The following is a 24,522-nucleotide window of genomic DNA, read 5'->3' as shown; positions in this document are numbered from 1 at the left end:
ATGACGCAACCGGGGTTCCCGTACGGCGGATCGATCGGCTACACGCTCAAGCGCGCCCAGTCGGCGCTCCGGACCCACATGGACGACGCGCTCCGCCCGCTCGGCCTGACGACGCCGCAGTACTCCTGCCTGGAAGCACTGAACCGCGCACCCGGATCGTCGAACGCCGACTTGGCCCGGGCGGTCTTCGTCACCCGCCAGTCGATGAACACCCTGCTCCGTGGTCTGGAAGAGCGCGGCCTGGTCGAACGCACGTCGAGCGCCTCCGGCGGCCGCGCCCTCCCGACGACCCTGACCGCCGACGGCCGCGATCTCCTCACCCGGGCGTCGGCCCTCGTCTACCAGGCCGAGACCGCGATGGCCGGACGCCTCGGCCTCGGCCGTACGGCCGCGCTGATCGAGGACCTGAACGCGTGTATCGACGCGCTCGACGATCAGTAGCAGCGCGCAGAATCATCAGATCGGCAGCGCGGATGGCATGGACCGGCCGACGCTCCTCAGCGAGACACCGCGACCAGCTCCCCGCCTTGGCCGCCGCCCACGCGCCGGATCACCAGGTGGCGCGACGCACTCGACGCAGTGCCCGCCGACACGGTCGAGCCACCCCGACTCGGCGCTGCGATCGAAGGCGTCGAATCGGTTCGTACCGCCTACCAGCCCCCCCGGGAGATGGACGAATCACGGTACTGCCTGTGGCGCTGGCGCCGACTGTCACAAGCCCGTGAGAGGCTACGCGGCATGACGATCCGCAACCACTATGCCCACAAACGCGGCAGCTTGTTGAGCAGAATCCATGCGCCGCTCAACGTTCAAGCACGCATGGCGCGCCGCTATGACGGCCAGGTCGGAGACCTCAACCGCTGGGTCGATGAGCTTCGGGACGGCACCGGCGAGTCGGTCCCGTACCTGGACCCGGATGCGGCGAGCGACGGCGTCCGGATTCTCATGCTCTTTCAGGACCCGTCCGGCGCCGCCGACGGCGAGTCCGGGTTCATCAGCCGGGACAACAACGACCCGACCGCCCACAACTACTGCGAGGCGACCGAAAAGGCCGGGGTACCGTACGCGTACACGCTGAATTGGAACGTCGTGCCATGGTGGTCGACGAACAACCCGGCGTTCCCCGAGAGAACTGCCAGCAAAGAAGCTCCACGCGCCGCGCCCTACCTCGCCGATTTCATCGGCCGCCTCGGTGAACCTCCGCGGGTGATCGTCCTGTCCGGTAAGAGCGCGCAGCACGCATGGGACAGACTGTCTCCCAGGCTCGACACCGATCTACTGCGCGGAATCGAGATTCTCCGCTGCCCGCACCCGAGCCCGCTCTCCTACAACGCCGTCAACCGCAGCGACGGACGGAAGAACAGCGAGCACATCGTCGAGACCTTCCGGCGCGCATATGAGTCGGCCAGGAATCACTGAGCCCGGCGCATCACCTGTCGCGGAGCACGACCACGGCTACTCCCGCGGAATCACACGCGTCGGCGCGGCGGGCGCTGGCACGACGGGCAGAAGAACGACGACCGGTTCATGAACGACTCCCGCACCATCGGCGTTCCGCACCGCGCACACGGTTCCCCCTCTCGCCCATACGCGTTCAGCGCGCGCTCGAAATACCCCGACTCCCCGTTCACGTTCACATACAGGTCGTCGAACGACGTGCCGCCGACGGAGATCGCCTCGGACATCACCTCGCGCGCGAAGAACAGGACCTCGTGCAGCTTTGCCCTGCTCAGCCCACGGGTACGACGGCGTCCGTGCACCTGTGCGCGCCAGAGCGCCTCGTCGGCGTAGATGTTGCCGATTCCGGCGACGACGGTCTGGTCGAGCAGCGCCCGTTTGATCTCGGTGTCCTTGCGGCGTAGCACGGCGACCACCGCGTCCGGGTCGTAGGCCGGCTCGAAGGGGTCGGGCGCGATGTGCGCCACCGACTCCGGGACCAGCCGAGAGCCGGCATCGACAAGATCATCCAGGTGCCAGCCGCCGAATGTCCGCTGGTCGACGAAGCGCAGCTCGTTTCCGTCGTCCAGGTCCGCCCGGATTCGCAGGTGCACGGGGTCCGGCGCACCGGACTCGGCCATCAGCATCTGCCCGCTCATCCCCAGGTGCACGACGACGGCCACCTCGTCCGCGGCGTCGGCCGCGGTCAGCCACAGATACTTGCCGCGCCGGTCGACGCTGCGGATCATCTTGCCGCGCAATCTGTTTCGCAGGTCGTCGTCACCCAGCAGATGCCTGCGCGCGGCCCGGGGATGGAGCACTGCGACGTCGCCGAAGCGTCGGCCGGTCAGATGGGTGGCCAGACCCATCCGGATGGTCTCGACCTCGGGAAGTTCAGGCACTCTTCCCGCCGGGCCCGTCGCCGGGTTCGCCCTCGCACTGCTCGTCGTTCAGCGCCTTCCAGGCGAGCGCGGCGGCCTTCTGCTCGGCCTCTTTCTTGGTCCGTCCGACCCCGGAACCGCAGGCCCGGCCGCCGACGACGGCCTCCGCGGTGAACTCCTTGTTGTGGTCCGGCCCGGTCGAGGTGATCTGGTAGTGCGGCACGCCGAGGCTGCGCGCGGCCGTCAGCTCCTGCAGCGAGGTCTTCCAGTCCAGGCCGGCACCGAGTTCACCGGACCGCGAGATCACCGGCTCGAACAGCCGCAGGATCACGTCCTTGGCGACGGCGATCCCATGATCGAGGAATACCGCACCGAACAGCGACTCCAGCCCGTCGGCCAGGATCGACGCCTTGTCACGGCCGCCGGTCAGCTCCTCGCCGCGCCCCAGATACAGGTGCGCGCCGAGCCCGCCGGGCCCCAGATCGCGGGCGACGTCGGCCAAGGCGTGCATGTTCACCACGCTGGCCCGGATCTTCGCCAGTTCACCCTCCGGCCGGTCGGGGAAACCCAGGTAGAGGCGCTCGGTCACCACCACCCCGAGCACGGCGTCGCCCAGAAACTCCAGGCGCTCGTTGGTCGGCAGGCCGCCGTGTTCGTAGGCGTACGAACGATGTGTCAGGGCCAGGGTCAGCAGCTCGTCACTCAGGGTGACGCCGAGCGCTCCGGTGAGCTCGGCCGGGTCGGCTTTGCTCACGCCTGCTCCTCCCCGTCGCTCTTCACGCCGTCGCCCTTCAGCTTGTCGGCCAGCGCGGCCCAGCGCGGATCGATGATGTCGTGCCCGTGATCGGGCTCGGCGTCGGCCAGCCGGACCCCGCACTCGACGCACAGGCCGGGGCAGTCGGCGTCGCAGACCGGCGACAGCGGCAGTTCGGTACCGACCAGGTCGATCACGAACTGCTCCAGGTCCACTTCGTCGTCGATCAGCCGGGCGACGTCCTCCTCGTCGGTCGTCTGCTCGGTCGCGCTGTCCGGGTAGGCGAACAGTTCGGTGAGGAAGACGTCGACCTCATCGCCGAGTGGTTCCAGGCAGCGCCCGCACTGACCTTCGGTGGCCGCGCTGACGGTGCCGGTCACCAGGACGCCCTCGGAGACGGACTCCAGTCGCAGGTCGAATTCGATCTCCCCGCCAGCCGGAATGCCGATCATCTCGGCCCCGATCCGCTCGGGCGCGGCGAAGGTCCGGTGGACCTCGACCATCGAACCGGGACGACGCGGCAGGCTGCGCACGTCGATCACGAACGGGCTCTCAGAAGGAAAACGACTCACGAGGAAGGATTTTACCTCCCGAAGCCGATCGGGTGGTCAGCCCGCCATCGGGGCCGGCGCCGGACGCGGTCCGCCGTACCCGGGAGCGTCGTGCGAGTACTCGACGTAGTCGTGCATGGCGGCGCCGGTCCGGAGCTGCTGGCGGCCGCGGTTCACCGACCGCAGGGTGCCGGTGAGGACCTCCTCGAAGCCGGCCAGCTTCTCGTCGACGTAGACGTCGCATTCGCCGCGCAAGCGGTCGGACTCGGCGTAGGCCGCGTCGACGATGCGCTCGGCCTCCGACTTGGCCGCCGCGACGACCTCGGTCTCGGAGACCAGGCGCTGCTGCTCGGCGATACCGTCGGAGACGGACTTCTCGTAGTTGGCGTTGCCGGCCTCGATCGCGCGGGCCGCCTCGGCGTGCGCCCGGCCGGTCACCGCGTCGTACTCGCGCTGCGCGCTGTGCTGCAGACGCTGGGCGTCGTCGGCGGCGGCCGCGCTGATCGACTGCGCGTGCGCGGTGGCTTCCTCGACCATGCGGTCCGCGCGCGACTTGGCGTCGGCGAGCATCCGGTCGGCCTCGGCGCGCGCGTGGCTGACCATGGCCTCGCTGTCACGCTCGGCGGTGGTCACCAGGTTGTCGGCGGTCTCGCGGGCGTTATGCAGCAGGGTGTCGCGGTCGTCGAGCACGTCCTGCGCGTCGTCGAGTTCCTCGGGCAGCGCGTTACGCAGATCGTCCAGCATCTCGCGGACGGCCTCACGCGGGACGACGCAGTTCGCCGACATCGGGACGCTGCGCGCCTCTTCCACGACGGCCATCAGCTCATCCAGTGCTTCGAACACGCGGTACATGGTTACCCCTTATCCGGCGCAGTACCGAGGACTGGCCTGGTTTGAAAGTACTGAGGCCATTGTGCCGAATGGTGCAAGTGTGACTAGGGAGGCTCGCGGGGTGTGTCGCGGTTTCGCCTCAGACCCGGCGGACGCCCGTGATCCGGTCCATCAGGGCGGTGTGGATCGCCGGCGACAGGTACGGCGAGGCGTCGCCGCCGAGCTTGGCGACCTCCTTGACCAGCGAACTCGACACGTGCGCGTACCGCGGGTCGGTCAGCATGAAGAAGGTCTCTGCGCCGGACAGTTCGCGGTTCATCTGCGCCATCGGCGACTCGTAGGCGAAGTCCGTCTCGGCGCGCAGGCCCTTGACGATGGTGGTCGCGTCCTCGTCGCGGACCAGGTCGACCAGCAGACCCGACCAGCTGCGGACCTCGACGTTGGCCAGGTCAGCGCAATCGGCGCGGATCAGCTCGATGCGCTCGTCGACGGTGAACATGCCCTGCTTGTTCGGATTGACGACGACGGCGACGATCACCCGCTCGAACCGCGCGGCGGTCCGCTCCACCACGAATCGGTGGCCGAGCGTGAACGGGTCGTACGAGCCGGGACAGACAGCGGTACTCATGGACGCCGAGCCTACCGGCGTCAGTACTCCGGCCGGCCCAGAGTGACCGTGGTGTCCCCGTAGGTCTTGGCCGCGACCGGTTCCAGACCGTCGGGCCAGACGACGTCGTCGCTGCGGCTCGCCCGCTCCAGCACCACCCAGGCGTCCGGCGCGAGGTGGTCCCGCAACGCGGCGAGCGCGCCGGCGACCTCGGCCGAGCTCAGCGCGTACGGCGGGTCGAGGAACACCAGGTCGTAGCGCTCGCCGGGCGCGGCGAGGAAGGCCGCCGCGGTCCGTTGCACCACGCGGGCCCGGGACTGCGCGCCGCAGACCGCGATGTTCTCCCGGGCCACGGCCGCCGCGCGGCGGTCGGCGTCGACCAGGACGGCGCTCTCGGCGCCGCGGGACAGCGCCTCGAGCGCCAGCGCACCGGTGCCCGCGTAGAGATCGAGGACGCGGACGCCCGCGATGTCCATCCGGGCGCCGAGCATCGACGCGATCGCCTCCCGGACGCGGTCGGACGTCGGGCGGGTCGAGTCGGCGGGCGCGGCGAGGCGGCGGCCACGGAATTCTCCGGCGATGATTCGGGGCATGGTCCCCCGATTCTAGTGGTCGGCCCACCACGCCGGGCCCCGGCCGCGTCGGTGCCCGCCACCGCCGGGCGTTCGCTTGTGACATATGCCACAGCCACCCTCTGAGCAGTAACGCAACCGGCCATCCGGCGATATTGACGACCGGCTCGGTTGCTTATGAAGATCTTCTCGATAACGTCGGAATGGTCATGGATCCGGCTCAACCGAAATCAAGACAGGACCGCGGCACCGATATGACCTATCGGCCGCCGACGGTCGCCGACGGAATACGACTGCACGCCATCGCCCGCGATTCGGCGGTGCTGGACGTCAATTCCGGATATGCCTACGTGCTGTGGTGCCACGATTTCTCGGGGACGTCGATCGTCGCCGAATATCAGGGCCGCGCAGTGGGATTCGTGACCGGTTATCGAAAGCCGAGCCGGCCGGATGTATTGATGATCTGGCAGGTGGCCGTCGACGCCGATCAGCGTGGCCGGGGAATCGCCGCGCGCATGCTCACCGACCTGTTCGAGCGCTGCCGCGCCGACGGCGTGACGAGTATGCAGACCACCATCAGCCCGGACAATCGCGGCTCGCAGCGCCTGTTCGCCGCGGTCGCGAAGACTTTGGGCCTGGGATTCCACCGTGAATCCCTGTTCGCCGCCCACGACTTCCCGGATGCACATCTACCAGAGGATCTGTACATCCTGGCGGCGGACGTTCACCCTGAATAAGGACAACGATGACGACAATCGAAAAGCACCTGGACGACACCACCTTCGCCACCTACGAATCCGAAGTCCGCTCGTACTGCCGCAACTGGCCGGCCGTCTTCGACACCGCCGAAGGCGCGTGGCTGACCAGCGTCGACGGCAAGCAATATCTGGATTTCTTCGCCGGTGCCGGAGCCCTGAACTACGGGCATAATCATCCCGCGCTGCGGGAACCGCTGATCGACTATCTGGTGCGCGGCGGAATCACTCACGGCCTGGACATGTCGACCCGCGCGAAGGGCGAATTCCTGCGGACCTTCGCCGACAAGATCCTCACCCCCCGCGGCTTGGACTACAAGGTCCAGTTCCCCGGACCGACCGGCACCAACGCCGTCGAATCGGCCCTCAAGCTGGCCCGCAAGGTGACCGGCCGCGAGTCGATCATCAGCTTCACCAACGCCTTCCACGGCATGACGCTCGGCTCGCTGTCGGTCACCGGCAATGCCGCCAAGCGGGCCGGTGCCGGCGTCCCACTGGTGCACACCACCCCGATGCCGTTCGACAACTACTTCGACGGGACCGTGGAGGACTTCGGCTGGTTCGAGCGCGTGCTCGACGACCAGGGCTCGGGCCTCAACCGCCCCGCCGCGGTGATCGTCGAGACCGTGCAGGGCGAGGGTGGCGTCAACGTCGCCCGCGCCGCCTGGCTCCGCGCCCTCGCCGAGCTCTGCCACGACCGGGAGATCCTGCTGATCGTCGACGACGTCCAGATGGGCTGCGGCCGCACCGGCGAGTTCTTCTCCTTCGAGTTCGCCGGCATCACCCCCGACATCGTCACCCTGTCCAAGTCGATCGGCGGCTACGGTCTGCCGCTCGCCCTCACCCTGATGAAGCCCGAACTCGACGTCTGGGCGCCCGGCGAGCACAACGGCACGTTCCGCGGCAACAACCCGGCCTTCGTCACGGCCACCGCGGCGCTGAACCAGTTCTGGTCCGACGACCTGCTGACCCGCGACGTGCACCGCAAGGGCGCCATGATCGCCGAGGTCTTCGAGGAACTGGCGACCACCCACGACGGCGTCTCGCACCGCGGCCGCGGCATGGTGCGCGGCCTGGTGTTCGACGAACCCGGGCAGGCCGGCGAGGTCTGCGCGCTCGCCTACGAGGCGGGGCTGCTGGCCGAGACCTCCGGACCGGAGGATCAGGTGGTGAAGCTGCTGCCGCCGCTCACCATCGACGAGGACGACCTCGACCACGGCCTGGGGATCCTGGCCGACGCCGTCGCCCGGGTGAACCCGGCCCGCACCTCGGGAGTGACCGCATGATCGTCCGCACCACCGCCGAGATCACCGGCACCGAGCGCGACGTCGCCGACGGCCACTGGCGCTCCAAGCGGATCGTCCTGGGCGGCGACGGGGTGGGCTTCTCGTTCCACGAGACCACCATCGAGCCGGGCTCGGTGAACAACTTCCACTACGCCAACCACGTCGAAGCCGTATGGCTGCTGGAGGGCACCGGGACACTGATCGACCGGGAGACCAACGTCGAGTACAAGCTGTGCCCCGGCACCATGTACCTGCTCGACGGCCACGAGCGCCACACCGTCGTCGTCGATCAGGCCAGCCGCCCGATGCGGATGCTGTGCGTGTTCAATCCCCCGGTCGTCGGCACCGAGGTGCACGACGAGAACGGCGTCTACCCACTGGTGACCGTCAGCGCCCCATGACGGGAGGCTCCCCCATTGCGGCCGAGCGGAGCCGGCATGGCTTTGAGCGTGGTGTCGGCGATCGTCGGCCAGGGGTGCGCAATGGGTCCGGGCTCCGGTGTCGCCGTGCCAGATGGCTGCGGTGTGGGCAGGACATGCCGGCCGAGGCCTGAGCGACAGCCGGATCGCTGCCGCGGCACCCGGGCAGGAAGCGACTACCGCCGATGTCGCGATCGTGACGGGAGTCGCGGACGCATCACGGGTATCGCGGCCGTGCGGCAACAAATGGCGCGACACTGGTGTCGCGAATCGACTTCGGTAAGGCCAGTCAGTCGGCCGGCGAGCGCAGCACCGAGCGAGGCGATCAGCTCCGGGTCGGTAGCCGGCTGCCCGGTCCGCAAGCATGGCATTCTGCCAGTCGTTGAGTTCATCACGCACCTCACCGAACGTGGCGACGCGGCATCGGCGAGTCGGCGCATGGCGAGGTCGAGATCATCGCCTCCCAACTGGTGATCGGCGGCGTTGCCGAGCACCGTGATCCGGCTCTTCGCCTTTCAGAGTGCGTTGATGTGTTCGGCGAGCTGACCGGAGTGCAGGAGGGATCGCAAGATGTAGTGGTCGAGGTTGCGGAAGCCCTGGGCGATTCCGCGGAGGTGTTCGAGGCGGCCGTTGATGGCTTCGACGGGTCCGTTGGAGACTCCGGTATCGAAGTAGGCCAGGATGTCGGCGCGGCGTTTCCAGAGACTTCGCCCGAGTTGGGCGAGTTCGGCTAGCCCGGCGGGGAGTCCGGTCTGGATGCGTTTGAGGACCTTCCACATCAGTTTCTTGCCCTCGCGGCGCTGCGGGTGCTGGTAGGCGGCGATCAGCTGCTGATACACCTGGTAGGTGATCTCGACCGCGACGTGCGCGTCATGGCTGGTCAGCGACTCGTACAACCGGATCTTCTGCTTGGCGGTGAGCAACCCGGTACGGGTGTGCAGGATCCGGCGGATCGTGTACAACGGGTCACCGGCGCGTCCGCGGTGCCCGCATGTCTGCTGCTGAACGCGTTGGCGGCACAGATCGAGCTTGTTTCCGGCCAGCGCGACGACGTGGAACGGGTCCATCACGACCCGGGCGGCGGGGAGTTCCTGGCTGGTGGCGGTCTTGTAGCCGGTGAATCCGTCCATGGCCACGACTGTGATCCGGTCGCGGAATCGCTGGTCACGAGTGTTCATCCAGTCTTTGAGGACCTGCGCTGACCGGCCGCCGATCATGTCCAGCAGCCGAGCCGGGCCGGTGCCCTCGACCACGGGCGTCAAGTCGATCAGAACGGTCACGAAGCTCGGGTCTCCTTGTCCGCGAACGTGTTTCCACTTGTGCTCATCGACGCCCAGGTGCCGTACACCGTCGAGGTGGCCGCCGTCGTAGACCAGGGCCCGGGCCGCACTCACGGCGATCGCGTTGACTGTCTTCCACGCCAGGCCCAGCGCTGTGGCCACCGCTTTCACGCTCATCTTGTCGATCGCGATGCGTTGCAGGATCCAGCGTGTGGTCCGGGCGGTGACCACGGCCCGGGGCGCGGCGACATGATCGATCCCGCCGCGGAAGATCGTTCGTGGGCAGTCGCTGGTACGGCACACGAACCGGGGCACCGCGACATGCAGAACAACAGGATGGCCGCTGATCGGCACATCAGTGAGCACGCGGTCGGCGTGATCACGCAGGTCGCCGGCGATCTGACAGCCCGGACAATGCCGATCGGCCTGCAGCACCCGGCACCACAAGTGCGTGCGGCCGCGGGCATCGACAGCGGCGCCGGTGATCGTCACCCCCAGCTCGACGGTTCGGCAGATCGTGTCAGCAACATCGGCAGTAAGCTCGCTCATGGGTCCTGTGGCGTGAAAATGGGTGTGTAGGAACTTCCATCTTCACACCCAGGACCCGCCTACATCTTGTGCCCACGCCCGGTCAGCCCAGATCCCACCTACGCACTCTCAGAGTTGAAGAGCCCGTGATCCGGTCGTGCGTCACACGCAACACGGTGGCGACGAAGCAACCACTCCCGAGGTCGTACACGAGTACCGTCCCGGTGAAACCGCCCGTCAGGCCGGCGCCGATGACCGTCGCCTCGGTCACCATCCGGACCACCTTCAGATCCGCCATTCGCGCGGCCCGCCGCATCGCCGCCCGCTGCGATTCGGGCGCATCTCCCGGCACCGTGAGCACTATGCCGGCTATCGCCTCACCCAGCGCCTCCGATACCGATTACGCAAGATCCCGCAGGATCTGCGCGCAGATCCGATCGGCGCCGTACCGATCGTGGGAGTGTTTCCGGACGAAGACGAACCCGGGATCGGCGAAGCGGCGTTTCACCTCGGTCACCACGTTCTCCGGCTGCACGGCCAGGGCGCGCTTCGCCTCCAGTCCGACCAGGATCTCGCCGTCCTTGAACAGTGCCGCCGCCGGCGTCGCCGTCGAACCGTCACGATTCCGGACGACCTCCGGCCGGCCGTTCTCCCCGACGACAGCCATCACCACGCTACGTACACCCAGGTCGATCCCGAGGATTGTCGGCTCTTCGAGCTTATCCGGGCAATCTCAGCAGTGAGTCTGGATGCTGGCCCGCTGTTTGCGGGTGCAGTGGAAGCGTATCCGGCGTCGTGAGTTTTCGAGGTTCCGGAACCCGCACGCGGCGCGTTTCACCTGTTTGACGAGCCGGTTGTAGCCTTCGGTGCGCGCGTTGGTGATCCCGGTGTCGAGGAACGCGGCGATTCCGGCCCACCAGGTCTCGATCGTGGAGGCGAGCTTGGTGACCTCGGGCATGTTCACCTCGGCACATAGGTCGTAGAACCGGTACAGCTTATGGCGCAACCGATGACGGTCGGGCTGGCAGCGGGCGAGCGCCAGCAGCACACGCAGTTCCTCTTTCACGATGTAGGCGGCCAGGACCTCGTTCCCAGGATCGTTGGCGCGCAACGCATCCCACATCTTCTTGTAGTTCTTCTCGGAGAGGCGTTCGCGGGCGGTGAGCAGGCGCCGACGGTTGGCCCACTCCGGGTCGACTGCCCGGCCCCGGCGGCCGCGCCGTTCCCAGGTGACTCGACGACGGACCGCGGTCACCATGTCATTGGCGAGTTTGATCAGGTGGAAGTGATCGACGACCACCTGCGCATCGGGCAATGCCTGGGCAACCGCGGCGGCGTAGGCGGCACACGGGTCGATCGCCACATGGGTGATCGAAGCCCGGAACGCCGCGGGTTGGGCGTTGAGCCAGTCGGCGACCGCGGCCGAGGTGCGGCCGGTGGTCTGTCCTAACAGGCCCTGGACGCCGTCGAGGTCGACGAAGCCGGTGTCCCACGGGTCGACCCGGTACCAGCGACCATCTGAACTGCGTTTCCAGCGGGGCCGGCCTCGGCGGGTCTCATCGATCCCCAGCATCCGCACCGGCTCAGGCGCGTCGAGGACCTCGTCGGCGACCTCGCAGAACGCGGTGTGCGCGGTCGGCCACGACACCTTGTGTTCGGCGGCGACCTCGGCCACCGACCGGGCGTGCTCGCCGACCGACAACCCGATCTGACGGCGCAGCCTGCTGGTGGTGCGCCGGCGGGCCGGGATCTGTTCGATGGCCTCGGTGAACGACGCGCGCTTGCACTCGGGGTTGCGGCACCGCCAGCGGATCTTGTTCCACCGCAACACGATCGGATCGGTGCCGTACCCGATATCGCGGGGTGTGGTGACCGCTCGGTCTTTCACCGACCGTGACTTGTGGCCGCAGTCCGGGCAGCACGCTGCCCGCGGATCGGCGGTCACGACATCCACGACACGAGTGCGATCGGCGAGGATGTCCACCCCGACGACCTGCACACCTTCCAGACCCAGCAACAACGACGTAAGCTCGGACACGGCCCCTGCTCCTTCGCTTCTTGAATGCTTCGCAACATCCAGAATCACGAAGGTCAGGGGCCTTTCACGTCAACGACACGGCACAGTCCCGACCAGGACTGCCCGCTCAAGCTCGAAGAGCCGGATTGTCGACACGGCACTGCGTCCTCGTCAGCCGAGCATCGCGAGAATGAGGACGACGACGAGGAGCCAGACGAACGTCGCAAAAATGAAGTGGGCGACCGGACTCTCATTGCGTCTGGCCGTGGCCCAGAGGTTTCCCGTTTGTGCCCGGGGAACAGATAGCGAAGATGTGCGATAACGCGCCCGGGAAAGCAATAGATCTGCCACGCAGTGTTGATCGCGATCAACCCCTTACTTGTCGACTTGTTGATTAGCCCACTGCCGCGAACGGCGGTCGTGCGAAATCCGCTTCCGCACGACCGCCATCCATTGCCGGGGCAACCAGATCGCTAGTTGCCGCTCCCACAGTGGGGACAGTTCACCGTCGTGCGGTTCCATGAGCGCTTTGCCCAGAACGCGCGGCCACAGCTGCGACATTTGTGCGGTTCCGTGTAGTCTCCGCTTCGCGAAGACGAGCCGGTCTCAGCCATTGTTGACAATCCTCTCGGTAATCCCGACCATTCTTCGATGAATAACATGATGCTATTCGCATATGACGATACCAAGATTCAACAGAAATCGCCGCTCATTCAGGAATTCAAAATTACGGCGACAATCACGGACACGACAATATTCCAAGATCTCGGCAGCCACGGGCAAGCGGCATTCCCTATTGCCGTTCGGGAATTTCCGGAATGCCAGAGACGCAGCCCCATCTTGATCGAAACCGAGGTGTGTGCGTTCGTTTGAGCCGTCATCGATCACCTCACCGGCGACTCCCCGCAGCCTGTTCCGCGGTAAGATTCGCCGCCCGCTCGAGCGGGAACTCCCCGAGGAAGCGATCGCGACGCACGCTCGGTGATCTTCCGCAGCTCCGCGTCACTGATGGTCACGGTCAGTCCTCGTCACCAGAGTCCGCAGACACCCACTCGGCTACCACCTCGGCCGGCCGAACGACATACCCGTCGACCATCAGACCGCGCCTGCGGCGTTCCACGATCCGCGATGTATCGGTGGCCTCGCCCTTCTCGTTGCCCATCTTGACGACGCGGTGGCGCGACCGGTCGACCTCGCTTCCCGGTTCGGCGTCGATGTCGTCGATGCCGAACTCCTCGAGGATCTCCAGGGCCTCATCGACGGCGGTCTGCGAAAGCAGCCACGGATCGCAGGGATCCTCCTCACGCCGGTCGATCGCCAGCTCGATCCGATCGACGAGCATCGCGAAACGCTGCGCGAGCGGCCGGAGCAGATCGCGCGAGACCTCCCCCCGGGCCGCCGCTTCGCGGGCGCGAAGCTCCGCGAGCGACTGCTCGAGATTCTGTTCAAGGCCGGTCACCGTTGCGGTCAGCGCCTCGTGAACCGCCCCGAACCGAGCGTCCATCTGTTGCACGAAAGCGGTGAACGCCGCCATCGAGATGGACTCGCCCGCCGCGTCAGCGGTCTCGGCGAGGTCAGCGGGCGCCTCCTCTCCGTATTCGAACGGGTATCCCGGGCCCGCACCGTCAGCGGACTGTCCGTCGAATGCAGCGTCCACGCTGTGCCGGCCTCGCGCCTCCGCCCCGGCGTAGCCCGGGTCCATGTCCGGATCGTCAGTCATCTTGCCGCTGTAGTCCGGAAACTCCGACGCAGGCTCACTCGTCTCCGCCGCCGGCCATTCGCTGTCCGCCGTCATTGGACCACCAGGTCCTTGCTCTGCGCGCGGAGCGACCGCACCTGCTCCTTCGTGAGGTTGGCGGCCCGCTCGATGGTCATCTTGCCGATCAGCTTGTTGTTCGTCGCGTCGTGCAGCTCGGCCTCGACGGTCTGATCCTCGTTGAGGACGAACACCACCTCCAGGGGCGCCCGGGCAGGCAACTCGTAGTCGAGGGTGAGCAACGACTCGCCGAGAATTTTCACGTACTTGAGGTCGACGCCGTTCTCGTCGCCCTCGGTCACCTGGAAGTTGAGCTCGCGAGTGGCGCCGACCGTGTTGAACGAACTCGCCGAGACCCGCGTGGGCACCGCCGTGTTCGGATGGACCACCAGGCTGTTGATCATCGAGTCACCGTCGCCGACCACGGCGACACCGAGGCCCTGTGCCACCACATCGGTGACCTTCGCCTTCACCGTGGGCGGCACACCGGACTCGGCGGCGCTCTTGAGTTCGGCGACGAGCGCCGCACCGAGGGCCACAGCCTCGTCCGGGTGCACCTTGAGGTCCGCGGTCAGGCCGGTCCACTGCTCGACCGATCCCCGGATGATCCGCATCCTGGTCGATCCGCCGACCAGCAGCAGCTTGTCGACGTCCCGGTAGCTCAGGCCCGACTGCTCCATGACGTCCTCGAGGATGTACCGGGTCCGGGTCACCAGGTCCGCCACCGCCCTGTCGAACTCCTCGCGCATGATGGTGATCGACGTGGTGCCGATACGGACCTTCGCCTTGTCGGCCGTGGACAGCTTGATCTTCGCCGTCTCCGCCTGGTCGCGCAGGTTCGCCGCCTGCCGGTCGTCGTCCGGATCGATGGTGCCGCCGAGTTCCTTGTAGCGCGCGACAACGAGCTTGATCAGCTCGTTGTCGAAGTCGAACCCGCCGAGGTTGCGATCACCCGCGGTGCCGATGACGGTGAAGTTGTTGTTCGCCACGTTCATCAGCGTCACATCGAAGGTGCCGCCACCCAGGTCGTAGACCAGGACCTTCCCACTGAAGCTCCCCGACATCCCGAAGCTCAGCGCGGCGGCGGTCGGCTCGTTGATCATCTGCAGCACGTTGAGACCGGCGATCTCCCCGGCCTGCCGCGTCGCCGTCCGCTCGGCATCGCCGAAGTACGCGGGCACCGTGATCACCACGTCGGTGACCTTCTCTCCCAGCACCTCCGACGCCGAATCGACCAGGTAGCGCAGGATCAGCGACGAGATCACCTCGGCCCCGTACTGGTCGTCCGAACCATCCGGCATGAACACGTAGTTCGGGTTGCCCATGTGCCGCTTGACGTACGTGACGACGTTGTTGGGCTGCTCGACGAGCGCTCGCTTCGCCGACAGTCCGACCACCACCTCGCCGTCTTCGAAGAGCACCGCCGACGGCGTGGTGTTGTTGCCGTCCCCATTTCGGATGATCTCCGGCTGACCGTCGTCGCCGAGGATGGCGACCGCCGAGTTGGTGGTACCGAGGTCGATTCCGATGACCTTCGACATTCAGTGTCCTCTCTTCATTTCAGACCGAGCCGGTCTTCCGCTGGTTCGCTTTCCATTGGGGTACCTGCGAGGTGGCCGCGATGGAGCCCGCGGCCACCAGGGACCCGAAGACGAGGATCAGGCCGAATCCGACCGACGCCCCCATCACGAGGATTCCGAGGATGAAGGCGCCGACCACGCCGCCCAGCCAGATGAAGGGCGCGTCGGAGACCATCGTCGGCAGGCTCCATACCTTGTTGTTCTGCGTGCCCAGGTACATCAGCGTCTCGTGCGCGGACTTCTGCACGTCGGGGTCGTTGCTCAGGTGCAGCGCCTCGGTCGCCAGCGCCGTCATCGGCCCGATCTCCTCGGGACGGGTGATCACGTATCTCGTCTGCGACTGCACCCGCGGGATGGTCTCAGCCTTCTCCAGCAAGGCGCGGGCGAGGTAGTCGCGCACGGGGGCCGCCTGCTGATGCTGCGCGAAGACGCGCCGGTACATGTCGATCGCCTCGTCGAGCAGGCCGTTCTGCTGCAGCACCGACCCCTGCGCGAGCGGGTACACAAAGCTGCGCGGATCGATCTGCGTCGCGACCTGATACTCCTTCAGCGCGTTGATCCAGTCCTTGACCTGCTCGTAGACGTTGCCGAGATTGAAGTGGTACATCGCATTGTTCATCTCGATCTCGACCGCATGCCGGGCCTCGAAAAGGGCGTCCTGCACCCGTCCGAGACCCAGGTTGGCGCGTGACCGCAGACTCCACGATTCGGCGTTGCCGCCGAGCAGCGTGGTGGCCTCTTTCGCCGCGTAGGCCGCGGCGTGATAGTCGTTCGCGGCGAGCGCGGCACGGGCCGTGGCCACCCAGTCGACCTGCCCGCCGGGAGTCGGCGGGGGCGGCGGGGCCGCCGCCTGCGGCTTCACCCCGCCCTGGGCCAACGCCTGGTCGTAGGCGGCGCGCGCCGCCGGACCCGACAGGAGATGGGTCCGGGCCTCCTTGAGACGCGCCATCTTGGTCTCCGCCTCATGCCGGACATCCATATCGGGCGACGAGGAGCGCTTAGACCATTGGCTCTGCATTCGACGGCAGGCCTTCTCGATCTCGTCCTCGCCGGCATTGCGCTGGACCCCGAGCAACTCGTAGTAGTCGACTTCGACCATGGGTGTGCTTGTTCTCCCGTTCAGTTCAGTCGTCTCCGGCAGCCGGCCCAGGTCGATCGATCCGCACTGGTGGCATCGGAGAGCTAGACGCACACCATAATGTGCAGTACAAGACTAGCGTCGGGGCCCGCGGTGTCTATCCTCCGTTTGGATGAATACCCGCACGGCATCCTCCACGGCCATTGCCTACATGCGATTATCCATTTCGCACACCGGAGTGTGCTTCGATGATCTGGCGGTCGCCACGATCGCCGTACCCACGAGGAGTATCAATGACCACTACTCAGGCTGCGACTGCAGTCATCGACCGGCCGTACCTCTACGACCGACGCGAGATCTTCGAGGTCACAATGGGCGGCACCACCGCGTCGAACGTGTCCTCCCAGACCGGACGTGCGTCCGAGCATGGACCCGACGATTAGAAGTGAACACACCTCGGTCGCGGCGGGTGCTGATCCTCGTTCACAGCGAGGATCCGCACCTGCCGCTTGTCACCCGGCACCTCGATGAATGGGATGTCCCGCACCTCGACCTCACGACTGATCTGATCGGGACTGAGATCCGGCCATCGATCCACGTGGATTCCACCGAATTCACGATCGATCTCGCCGATTGGGACTGGGCGTCCGTCACCACGGTATGGAATCGGCGGATCATGGTGAACCCGGGCTGGTCCACCGCTCCGACATCCGATCTCATGCTCGAGAAGCACATTCATGACCAGAACCTCGCACTGATCGACGGCCTCATGGCCTCGATTCGACCGGAGGCGAAATGGATCAACAAGCTTGACTCCCGCATCGCTCGCTCCAAGGTGGAGCAGCTCCGTCTCGCCGCCGAACTGGAAATCCCGATCCCTGCCACGCTGATCTCCAGCGTCCCGAGCCAGATCCGCAGATTCGCGCACGCACATGGGGATACCGGAATCGTGACCAAGCTGATCGCTCCGACACCATCCAGGGTGCCCAATGGCGTCGACCAATTCTCCATCTTCACGACCGAAATCGACCCCGACAACGTGGCTGACGCCGCACTCGCGGCGGCGGTTGCGATCTACCAGCCGAAGGTTCAGAAAACCCGTGAGGCACGCGCCATCGTGGTCGGGGGAGACGTCGTCTGTTGCGCTTTCGACACGCAACGATCAGACCAGACTTCGCTCGACTGGCGCCGGTACGACTTCGATGCGGTTCCGCACTACGCCGTCGACCTGCCCGCAGAATTCACACAGAAACTCGTTCAGCTGACCGCTCGACTCGGCCTTGTCTACGCGGCAATCGATCTCGCTCAGCGACCCGACGGTTCGTGGCTGATGTTCGAGGTCAACCCCGCTGGTCAATGGGCGTGGCTTGAAGAAGTCGGGAATGTTCCGGTCGGCCGGACGATCGCCAAATGGCTCGCGACGGCATAGACTCCTCGCCGCCCTCGACCATCCTGGATCTTGTCGAATCGCGCCTCGGCCGATCCACGGCAGTCCGGCCCTATGAGCGAGAGCAGCGTCACCAGAGCTGGCGCATCACGACAGCCGCCGGAGAATTCTGGCTCAAGCTCGAGGGCGGCGGGACAGCATTCGCCTGCCTGACGAATGAAGCGCAGGCCTTGCGTGACCTGGCACATACCGCGAACGTTCCCGAACTCGTACTGGACGGCACGGTGAACGACGTCGACTTCCTTGTGACGCGGCACAGGCCCGGGCTGCCGCTCGATCAGGTGCCCGATCTGTCGGCGCATCACATCGCCGCCCTCCTCGGCCAGCTGGACTTCTTGCATACCTCAACCTCGAGTACCACCCCCGTGCACCAGATCGAGCAGGCGTCGCTGTATGCACCGAATGCCGACCCGGTCAGCTGCGTCAACGCCGTCCACCGTCGGCTGCGCTCATCGGTGTCGAATCATCGGCTCGATGAGCTCGTCGATCTCGTCTCAACGATGGGGCCTCGAGGAAGCCGCCCACCTGTCCGAGTCCACGGGTCGAGTGATCCGTCGAACATCCTCGTGTCAGGTGATGGTTCCGTGAGCTTCCTCGATTGGGAGGCGTGCAGACTCGGGCCCGCCGGCATCGATAGGGCCGCAGTGACATTCGGTCTGCTGTCCATGGGACGGCCGGACCTTGCCGAGGTGGCGTTCTCCGGGTCATCGCATACCGCGGGATTCCTTGTTCTGCGGCTCCTCTACTTGCAATCCAACGGCCGCCTACAGGATCGCCTTATCAGCGCGGTCACGAGACTCCTGCACCGCGAGACGTAGGACGTCCCCGCCGTTCGGCGGAATCGAAACCACCATGTGGAACCATCGAGTCATGCGCACGGCACCGTCCTGGACCCCGGCCGAGCCCACGGTGCCCGACAGCGATCCGGCCTCGCGCGCCGCGGAGCTGGCCGGGTTCCTCGCCGGGCGGCGCACGCTCGCGCTGACCGGCGCGGGACTGTCGACGCCGTCGGGTATCCCCGACTATCGCAGTCCCGGCGCTCCCCCGCGCACGCCGATGACCATCGGGCAGTTTCTGGGGTCCGCCGATTTCCGCAGGCACTACTGGGCGCGCAATCACCTCGGCTGGCGGCACATGGACGCCACCGAGCCGAACGACGCCCATCGGGCGCTCGCCCGGCTCGAGGCCGCAGGCCTGATCAGCGGGGTGCTGACCCAGAACGTCGACATGCTGCACCTCAAGGCGGGCTCACGGACCGTCCTCGACCTGCACGGCTCGTACGGGCGGGTGATCTGCCTGGACTGCGGGCACCGCGTCTCCCGGCACGTCCTCGACGCCGCGCTGGAGGCCGCCAACCCCGGATTCCGCGAGCAGGTATCCGGGCGCGGCGCCATCGAAGTGGCACCGGACGCGGACGCGGTACTCGAGGACACCGCGAGTTTCGTCACCGTCGACTGCGCCCGGTGCGGGGGCACGCTCAAGCCCGACATCGTCTACTTCGGCGAGAACGTACCGAAACCCGCTGTCGCGCAGGCGTATTCGATGGTCGACGACGCCGACGCGCTCGTGGTGGTCGGCAGCTCGCTGACCGTGATGAGCGGCCTGCGGTTCGTGCGGTACGCGGCGCGCCGCGGCAAGCCCGTCGCGATCGTCAACCGCGGCGCCACTCGCGGTGACGAGTTCGCGACCCTCAAGATCGATCACCGCTGCGAGGTGATCCTCCCCGGCGCGGCGGCCGCACTGCTCTCGTGAGCGCCCGTCAGGCGGGCATCACGTAGGCGCCGTCGAGCGCCTCGACCCGGCCCCACACGCGGTCGAACACCGCGGCGTCGGCGACCGGCCGGGCGACGGCGTCCAGCGCCCACGCCTGCTGCTCCGCCGTGGCCGTGGGCTTGCCGTACAGGTCGACGGCGTAGCCCGAGAAGTCCCGGATCTGGAAGTCGAAGATCCGGTCCAGGACATCGTCGGAGACGCCGGTCAGCGCTGCCTGCTCCAGGATCAGCTGGCCGTAGACGACGAGGCTGAACAGGTGTCCGATGGTCAGCACGAAGTCCAGATCCTTCTGCTGCTCGGGGCTCGGCGGCGCCGTCATCAGCAGGCTCTGCAGAGCCTCGGCCTGCTCGTAGAACACCGCGACGTTCGGCACGTCGCCGCGCGCCTGGAAGGCCGGCCGCCAGTCGGCGAACCGCACCTTGCCCGCGCCGCCGACCGGTCCCTGCGCGAAGAAGAACTCCTCGTCTCCGGCATCCAGCCGAGTGCCGATCTCCGGGTACTCGGCCGGGTTGAACAGGTAGTTCGGCATGAACTTCAGGATCTGGGCGACGTTCACGTGCACCGTGCCCTCCAGCCGCGGGAGCCAGCCGATGTAGCGGTTCGCCCCGTGGAAGTAGGTGTTCTTCTCGTATCCCTTGGCCGCGACGACGTCGAGCAGCAAGGTCATCACCTTCTCGCCCTCGGACGTGACCTTCGACTTGGTGACCGGATTGAACAGCAGGTAACGACGGTCGTCCAGGCTCGCGCTCCGGAAGTAGTCGACGGCACGGTCGCTGAACAGCTTCATGGCGGTCAGGCGGGCGAAAGCGTCGACGAAGTTGCCCTGCACGTGCGAGAAGACGGTCACCGGGTTGCCGTACAGGATCCGGTTGTTGGCGTGGGTGATCGCCTCGTACAACGAGTGCTCACACATGCCGATCGAGCCGTGGCACAGGTTGAACTTGCCGACGTTCACCGTGTTCAGGGCGGCCGCGAAGGCCTCCTTACCGGTGTGCAGGATGTCGTCGGGACCGATCGGATAGTCGACCAGCTCGAAGGTGGAGACATACATCTGGCCGTGGACCACGTTGTCGATCAGGCGGTACGCCGGGTGCCGGCTGTCGACGGCGAAGAACACGTAACCGTCCGGCCCCTCGATGTCGGCGCGGCGGCCGAACACCGACACCATGCCGGCGACGTTGCCGTTGCCGATGTAGTACTTGGTGCCCGAAGCGGTGAAGCCCGCTTCCCCGCCCGTCGCTTCGCTCGCCCCGGTGTCACCTGCTCCCACCGGGGTGAGGATCATGTCGGTGCTGTACACGTCGGCGCCGTGCTCACGCTCGGACAGGCCGAAGGCCATCACCTCGCCGTCGAGCAGTTGCCGCGCGGCCTTGGTCTTCGCGATCTCGTTGTCCGACATCCAGATCGGTCCGAGTCCGAGGATGGTCACCTGCTCGGCGTACCAGTACGCGAGCCCGTAGAAACCGAAGATCTCGCTGAGCGCGGCGTTGCGAGCGGCGTCCCAGCGCCGGTTCGGATCGCCGCCGGAGTAGGCGGCCGGGGTCAGGAAGGTGGCGAACAGCTTCTCGCGCTTCTGGAACTCCAAGAAGTCGGCGACCCACTCCGCGTCCCGATCGGCCCGCAGGAGACGCTCCTTGCCGTACGACTCGAAGAAGTCGATGGTCGCCCGCAGCAGCCTGCGGGTCTCCGGGTCGAAGTGCGCGTAGTCGGCGGTCGCGGGATTCAGTAGAGCTCCGGTCATGCGTCAACACTAGGTCATGCCTACCGACGAGTCAGGAGGACCCGGCAGTGCTCACCATGTGCGGACGGCGCCCGCCTTCGGCCCGGCGACCAGCGTCCGCGGTGGCACGTCGTCGGCGACGACGGCCCCGGCGGCGATCACCGAATCCTGCCCGATCGTGACGCCGGGCAGGATGGTCGCGCCCGCCCCGACCCACACGTTCTCCTCGAGCACGATCGGCGCACCGGTCAGATACAGCTTCCGGTCGGCCGGATCGACCGGATGCCCGCTGGTGATGAACGTGACCCCGGGGCCGATCATCGTCCGGTGGCCCAGGGTGATCCCGGCGTTGTCGAGGAGCGTGCAGTTCTGGTTGAGGAACACCCGGCCGCCGAAGGTGATGTTCCGGCCGTCGTCGGTGAAGAACGGCGGATAGATCGTCACATCGCCGGGCAGCGGGCGCCCGAGGATCTGCGCGAACAGCGCCGCCTTGCCTGCCTCGTCGTCGAACGGCAGCGTGTTGAGACGCGAGGTCAGCGCGGTGACCTCCATGACCCGCTCGTGCATGGCCCGGAACTCGGGACCGTGGATCTCGATCGTGTGCGGAATCATCAGGTCCGGACCAGGTCGTTGGCGTGGATCACCGGGCGGCGCAGGTCGGAGGGGAGGTCGTCGCCCGACTTACCGGCCATCGCAGCGATGTCCTCGGCGTCGTACGACGACACGCCGCGCGCGCAGACCACCCCGTCCGGGCCGGCCAGCTCCACCACGTCGCCGCTGGAGAAACTGCCGCTGACCCCGGTGATCCCGGCGGCGAGCAGCGAACGGCGCCGGCCCACCACCGCGTCCACGGCGCCCGCGTCGATTGTCAAGCGCCCCAACGACTCCGCGGCATGGCGGACCCAGAACTTCCGCGCCGACAGGCGGCGTGGGCGAGCCGCGAAGACGGTGCCCACCGAGGCATCGGCCAGCGCACGAGAGGCGTCGGAGGCCGCGGCGAGCAGCACCGGCACCCCGGAGTCGGCGGCGAGCCGGGCGGCGGCGAGCTTGGACGCCATGCCCCCGGTGCCGAGCGCTCCCCCGGAGCCGGCGATCACCCCGTCGAGATCCTCCGGTCCGGCGACCTCCGGGATGAATCGGGCGGGCTCACCGTCCGGCCCCGGCTTCCGCGGGTCGCCGGTGTACAGCCCGTCGACGTCGGACAGCAGCACCAGCGCGTCCGCACCCGCGAGGTGCGCGACGAGGGCGCCGAGCCGGTCGTTGTCGCCGAAGCGCAGCTCATTGGTGGCGACGGTGTCGTTCTCGTTGACCACCGCGACGGCGTGCAGCGCCCGCAGCTTGTCGAGTGTGCGCTGCGCGTTCGCGTGGTGGGCGCGATTGGAGACGTCGTCGGCGGTGAGCAGCACCTGCCCGACGGTCCGGCCGTACCGCGCGAACGAGAAGTCCCACGCCTGCGCCAGCTTCAGCTGTCCGACGCTGGCGGCGGCCTGTTTGGTCGCCAGATCGGCCGGACGCTTCCGCAGGCCCAGCGGCGCGATGCCCGCGCCGACGGCACCCGAGGACACCACGACGATGTCGCTGCCCTCCCGCATCCGGGCCTCGAGGGCGTCGACCAGCGCGTCGAGCCGGGCGCGGTCGAGGCCGGTCTCCAGGTCGGTGATGGCCGACGAACCGATCTTGACGACGATGCTGCGGGCGGTGGCGAGGGCGGCGCGCACCTCACTCATCTCTCGTCTCCGTCGGCGGTCCAGCCCAGGCTCTCCTCACCCTCATCGGAGCTCTGGCGGCGCAGCTTCCGGGCGGCCTTGCGGTCGGCGGCGCCGATACGCTCGTTGCGCTCCAGCCGGATGTCGGTGCCGCGACCGGTCAGCGGCACCTCCTCGGCCATCGGCACGGACGGCTCCCAATCGAAGGTCATACCCGCGATCGTCACCGCGGCGCCGGCCCGCGCACCGCGCTTGACCAGCGCGTCTTCCACGCCGAGCCGGTTGAGTCGGTCGGCCAGATAGCCGACGGCCTCGTCGTTCTCGAACTGGGTCTGCCGGATCCAGCGCTCGGGCCGCTCGCCGCGCACGATGAACCCGCCCTCGATCTCCGGGTCGTTCTCGATGGTGAACTCGGCACGGTCGACGGCCTTGGGCCGCAGCACGGCCCGGCGCGCGACCGGCTTCTCCTGATCGCGCCGATAGTCGGCGACCAGCTTCGCGAGCGCGAACTTCAGTTCCGGCAGGCCCTGATGCGTCACCGCGGACACCCGGAACACCGGCCAGCCCCGTTCGGCGATCTCGGCCTCCACCAGGTCGGCCAGCTCGGCCGCATCGGGGATGTCGATCTTGTTCAGCACGACGATCCGGGGCCGGGTCGCGAGGTCGCCCAGCGACTGGTCCGCCGCCAGGACCGGCTGGTAGGCGGCGAGTTCGGCTTCGAGCGCATCGATGTCGGACACCGGATCGCGACCGGGCTCCAGCGTCGCGCAGTCGACGACGTGCGCCAGCACCGCGCACCGCTCTAGATGCCGCAGGAAGTCCAGGCCGAGGCCACGGCCCTGGGAAGCACCGGGGATCAGCCCGGGCACATCGGCGACCGTGAACGTCTCCTCACCGGCGGTCACCACGCCGAGGTTCGGCGCGAGCGTCGTGAACGGGTAGTCGGCGATCTTGGGCTTGGCCGCCGAGAGCACCGACACCAGGGACGACTTGCCGGCCGAGGGGAAGCCCACCAGGCCCACGTCGGCGACCGACTTGAGCTCCAGGACCAGTTCGCGGTCCTCGCCCGGCTCGCCGAGCAGCGCGAACCCGGGCGCCTTGCGGGCCTTCGAGGCGAGCGCCGCGTTGCCGAGGCCGCCCCGGCCGCCGTGGGCGGCGACGAACTCGGTCCCCTCGCCCACCAGATCGGCCAGCAGGGTGCCGTCGGTGTCGAGCACCACGGTCCCGTCGGGCACCCTGAGCACCAGCGACTCGCCGTTGGCGCCGCTGCGGTTACCGCCCTCACCGGGCTTGCCGTTGCCGGCCTTGGCGTGCGGCCGGAAGTGGAAGTCCAGGAGCGTGTGCACCTGCGGGTCCACCACGAGCGTGACGTCGCCGCCGTTGCCGCCGTTGCCGCCGTCCGGGCCGCCGAGCGGCTTGAACTTCTCGCGGTGCACGGAGGTACACCCGTGGCCGCCGTTACCGGCGTGGGCGTCGATGGTCACGCGGTCGACGAAACGCGACATGACGTGTGCCTCCTTCAGGACTTCGGGTTGAGAAAAACG

At 67.4% G+C, this 24,522-nt stretch carries 27 protein-coding genes; 10 read left to right on the top strand and 17 right to left on the bottom strand.

The window, feature by feature from the left end:
• Window positions 1–441 (top strand): MarR family winged helix-turn-helix transcriptional regulator, encoded by a 441-nt coding sequence (locus MYK68_RS08450; RefSeq protein ID WP_247867475.1) that lies wholly within the window; start codon window positions 1–3, stop codon window positions 439–441.
• Between the two features lie 138 nt (window positions 442–579).
• Window positions 580–1,419 (top strand): uracil-DNA glycosylase, encoded by an 840-nt coding sequence (locus MYK68_RS08445; RefSeq protein ID WP_247867474.1) that lies wholly within the window; start codon window positions 580–582, stop codon window positions 1,417–1,419.
• A 50-nt stretch (window positions 1,420–1,469) separates the two neighbouring features.
• Here MYK68_RS08445 and mutM read toward each other — a convergent pair whose 3' ends face one another.
• The 6 genes from mutM to rsmD form a co-directional block, all read right to left on the bottom strand.
• The gene (mutM, locus tag MYK68_RS08440) at window positions 1,470–2,339 is read right to left on the bottom strand and encodes a bifunctional DNA-formamidopyrimidine glycosylase/DNA-(apurinic or apyrimidinic site) lyase (RefSeq protein ID WP_247867473.1); all 870 of its coding nucleotides are present in this window, start codon (window positions 2,337–2,339) and stop codon (window positions 1,470–1,472) included.
• Window positions 2,332–3,072, bottom strand: a complete 741-nt coding sequence (rnc, locus tag MYK68_RS08435; protein WP_247867472.1) for a ribonuclease III — start codon at window positions 3,070–3,072, stop codon at window positions 2,332–2,334. The genes mutM and rnc overlap by 8 nt, the downstream gene beginning before the upstream one ends.
• Window positions 3,069–3,575 carry a YceD family protein gene (locus MYK68_RS08430; RefSeq protein WP_247867979.1) on the bottom strand — a complete coding sequence of 169 codons (507 nt, stop codon included), beginning with the start codon at window positions 3,573–3,575 and terminating at the stop codon, window positions 3,069–3,071. The genes rnc and MYK68_RS08430 overlap by 4 nt, the downstream gene beginning before the upstream one ends.
• 105 nt (window positions 3,576–3,680) lie before the next feature.
• Window positions 3,681–4,475, bottom strand: a complete 795-nt coding sequence (locus tag MYK68_RS08425) for a DivIVA domain-containing protein (RefSeq protein ID WP_247867471.1) — start codon at window positions 4,473–4,475, stop codon at window positions 3,681–3,683.
• A 118-nt stretch (window positions 4,476–4,593) separates the two neighbouring features.
• On the bottom strand, window positions 4,594–5,082 hold the full coding sequence (gene coaD / locus MYK68_RS08420; protein WP_247867470.1) for a pantetheine-phosphate adenylyltransferase: 489 nt from the start codon (window positions 5,080–5,082) through the stop codon (window positions 4,594–4,596).
• A 20-nt stretch (window positions 5,083–5,102) separates the two neighbouring features.
• The gene (rsmD, locus tag MYK68_RS08415) at window positions 5,103–5,654 is read right to left on the bottom strand and encodes a 16S rRNA (guanine(966)-N(2))-methyltransferase RsmD (RefSeq protein ID WP_247867469.1); all 552 of its coding nucleotides are present in this window, start codon (window positions 5,652–5,654) and stop codon (window positions 5,103–5,105) included.
• 188 nt (window positions 5,655–5,842) lie between these two features.
• Here rsmD and ectA point away from each other — a divergent pair, with 188 nt between their 5' ends.
• Genes ectA through MYK68_RS08400 form a run of 3 tightly spaced genes read left to right on the top strand, consistent with a single transcriptional unit; the run spans window position 5,843 to window position 8,075 of the window.
• Window positions 5,843–6,370 (top strand): diaminobutyrate acetyltransferase, encoded by a 528-nt coding sequence (gene ectA, locus MYK68_RS08410; protein ID WP_247867978.1) that lies wholly within the window; start codon window positions 5,843–5,845, stop codon window positions 6,368–6,370.
• An 8-nt stretch (window positions 6,371–6,378) separates the two neighbouring features.
• On the top strand, window positions 6,379–7,674 hold the full coding sequence (gene ectB, locus MYK68_RS08405) for a diaminobutyrate--2-oxoglutarate transaminase (RefSeq protein ID WP_247867468.1): 1,296 nt from the start codon (window positions 6,379–6,381) through the stop codon (window positions 7,672–7,674).
• On the top strand, window positions 7,671–8,075 hold the full coding sequence (locus tag MYK68_RS08400; RefSeq protein WP_247867467.1) for an ectoine synthase: 405 nt from the start codon (window positions 7,671–7,673) through the stop codon (window positions 8,073–8,075). The genes ectB and MYK68_RS08400 overlap by 4 nt, the downstream gene beginning before the upstream one ends.
• A 533-nt stretch (window positions 8,076–8,608) precedes the next feature.
• Here the strand turns inward: MYK68_RS08400 and MYK68_RS08395 are convergent.
• The 4 genes from MYK68_RS08395 to MYK68_RS08380 form a co-directional block, all read right to left on the bottom strand.
• Complete coding sequence (locus MYK68_RS08395; protein WP_247864711.1) at window positions 8,609–9,922, bottom strand: ISL3 family transposase; 1,314 nt, start codon at window positions 9,920–9,922, stop codon at window positions 8,609–8,611.
• A gap of 82 nt (window positions 9,923–10,004) precedes the next feature.
• Window positions 10,005–10,262: an Hsp70 family protein gene (locus MYK68_RS08390; protein WP_247867466.1), complete on the bottom strand. Its 258-nt coding sequence runs from the start codon at window positions 10,260–10,262 to the stop codon at window positions 10,005–10,007.
• 39 nt (window positions 10,263–10,301) lie between these two features.
• A complete protein-coding gene (locus MYK68_RS08385; RefSeq protein WP_247867465.1) occupies window positions 10,302–10,568 on the bottom strand; it encodes an Hsp70 family protein in 267 nt (88 codons plus the stop codon).
• 66 nt (window positions 10,569–10,634) lie between these two features.
• Window positions 10,635–11,939 carry an ISL3 family transposase gene (locus MYK68_RS08380; protein ID WP_247865749.1) on the bottom strand — a complete coding sequence of 435 codons (1,305 nt, stop codon included), beginning with the start codon at window positions 11,937–11,939 and terminating at the stop codon, window positions 10,635–10,637.
• 630 nt (window positions 11,940–12,569) lie between these two features.
• On the opposite strand from MYK68_RS08380, the gene MYK68_RS08375 reads away from it, so the two are divergent.
• Window positions 12,570–12,791, top strand: a complete 222-nt coding sequence (locus MYK68_RS08375; protein WP_247867464.1) for a hypothetical protein — start codon at window positions 12,570–12,572, stop codon at window positions 12,789–12,791.
• 145 nt (window positions 12,792–12,936) lie between these two features.
• On the opposite strand, the gene grpE is transcribed toward MYK68_RS08375, so the two are convergent.
• The 3 genes from grpE to MYK68_RS08360 all read right to left on the bottom strand — a co-directional run bounded on the left by grpE (window position 12,937) and on the right by MYK68_RS08360 (window position 16,353).
• The gene (gene grpE / locus MYK68_RS08370; RefSeq protein ID WP_247867463.1) at window positions 12,937–13,452 is read right to left on the bottom strand and encodes a nucleotide exchange factor GrpE; all 516 of its coding nucleotides are present in this window, start codon (window positions 13,450–13,452) and stop codon (window positions 12,937–12,939) included.
• 257 nt (window positions 13,453–13,709) lie between these two features.
• On the bottom strand, window positions 13,710–15,215 hold the full coding sequence (locus MYK68_RS08365) for an Hsp70 family protein (RefSeq protein ID WP_247867462.1): 1,506 nt from the start codon (window positions 15,213–15,215) through the stop codon (window positions 13,710–13,712).
• A 19-nt stretch (window positions 15,216–15,234) separates the two neighbouring features.
• Entirely contained in the window at window positions 15,235–16,353 is a 1,119-nt protein-coding gene (locus MYK68_RS08360; protein WP_247867461.1) for a DnaJ domain-containing protein, read from the bottom strand.
• 272 nt (window positions 16,354–16,625) lie between these two features.
• Here MYK68_RS08360 and MYK68_RS08355 point away from each other — a divergent pair, with 272 nt between their 5' ends.
• The 4 genes from MYK68_RS08355 to MYK68_RS08340 are packed head-to-tail and all read left to right on the top strand — an operon-like array spanning window position 16,626 to window position 19,531.
• Window positions 16,626–16,775: a hypothetical protein gene (locus MYK68_RS08355; protein ID WP_247867460.1), complete on the top strand. Its 150-nt coding sequence runs from the start codon at window positions 16,626–16,628 to the stop codon at window positions 16,773–16,775.
• Between the two features lie 26 nt (window positions 16,776–16,801).
• Window positions 16,802–17,761 carry an MvdC/MvdD family ATP grasp protein gene (locus MYK68_RS08350; protein WP_247867459.1) on the top strand — a complete coding sequence of 320 codons (960 nt, stop codon included), beginning with the start codon at window positions 16,802–16,804 and terminating at the stop codon, window positions 17,759–17,761.
• Window positions 17,743–18,597 carry a phosphotransferase gene (locus tag MYK68_RS08345; RefSeq protein WP_247867458.1) on the top strand — a complete coding sequence of 285 codons (855 nt, stop codon included), beginning with the start codon at window positions 17,743–17,745 and terminating at the stop codon, window positions 18,595–18,597. Before MYK68_RS08350 ends, MYK68_RS08345 begins: the two co-directional genes overlap by 19 nt.
• Before the next feature lie 52 nt (window positions 18,598–18,649).
• Window positions 18,650–19,531, top strand: coding sequence for a Sir2 family NAD-dependent protein deacetylase (locus tag MYK68_RS08340; protein WP_247867457.1), 882 nt, complete (start codon window positions 18,650–18,652; stop codon window positions 19,529–19,531).
• Between the two features lie 7 nt (window positions 19,532–19,538).
• Here the strand turns inward: MYK68_RS08340 and MYK68_RS08335 are convergent, their stop codons facing one another.
• Genes MYK68_RS08335 through obgE form a run of 4 tightly spaced genes read right to left on the bottom strand, consistent with a single transcriptional unit; the run spans window position 19,539 to window position 24,483 of the window.
• Window positions 19,539–21,293: an acyl-CoA dehydrogenase family protein gene (locus MYK68_RS08335; protein WP_247867456.1), complete on the bottom strand. Its 1,755-nt coding sequence runs from the start codon at window positions 21,291–21,293 to the stop codon at window positions 19,539–19,541.
• Window positions 21,294–21,344: 51 nt separating this feature from the next.
• Complete coding sequence (locus MYK68_RS08330) at window positions 21,345–21,884, bottom strand: sugar O-acetyltransferase (protein WP_247867455.1); 540 nt, start codon at window positions 21,882–21,884, stop codon at window positions 21,345–21,347.
• Window positions 21,884–22,999 carry a glutamate 5-kinase gene (proB, locus tag MYK68_RS08325; protein WP_247867454.1) on the bottom strand — a complete coding sequence of 372 codons (1,116 nt, stop codon included), beginning with the start codon at window positions 22,997–22,999 and terminating at the stop codon, window positions 21,884–21,886. Before proB ends, MYK68_RS08330 begins: the two co-directional genes overlap by 1 nt.
• Window positions 22,996–24,483: a GTPase ObgE gene (gene obgE / locus MYK68_RS08320; RefSeq protein WP_247867453.1), complete on the bottom strand. Its 1,488-nt coding sequence runs from the start codon at window positions 24,481–24,483 to the stop codon at window positions 22,996–22,998. The genes proB and obgE overlap by 4 nt, the downstream gene beginning before the upstream one ends.
• Window positions 24,484–24,522 lie beyond the last annotated feature (39 nt).

This window comes from Gordonia sp. PP30 (genome assembly GCF_023100845.1).
Taxonomy (GTDB): Bacteria; Actinomycetota; Actinomycetes; order Mycobacteriales; family Mycobacteriaceae; genus Gordonia.
This window is presented reverse-complemented; position numbering and strand designations above follow the sequence as displayed.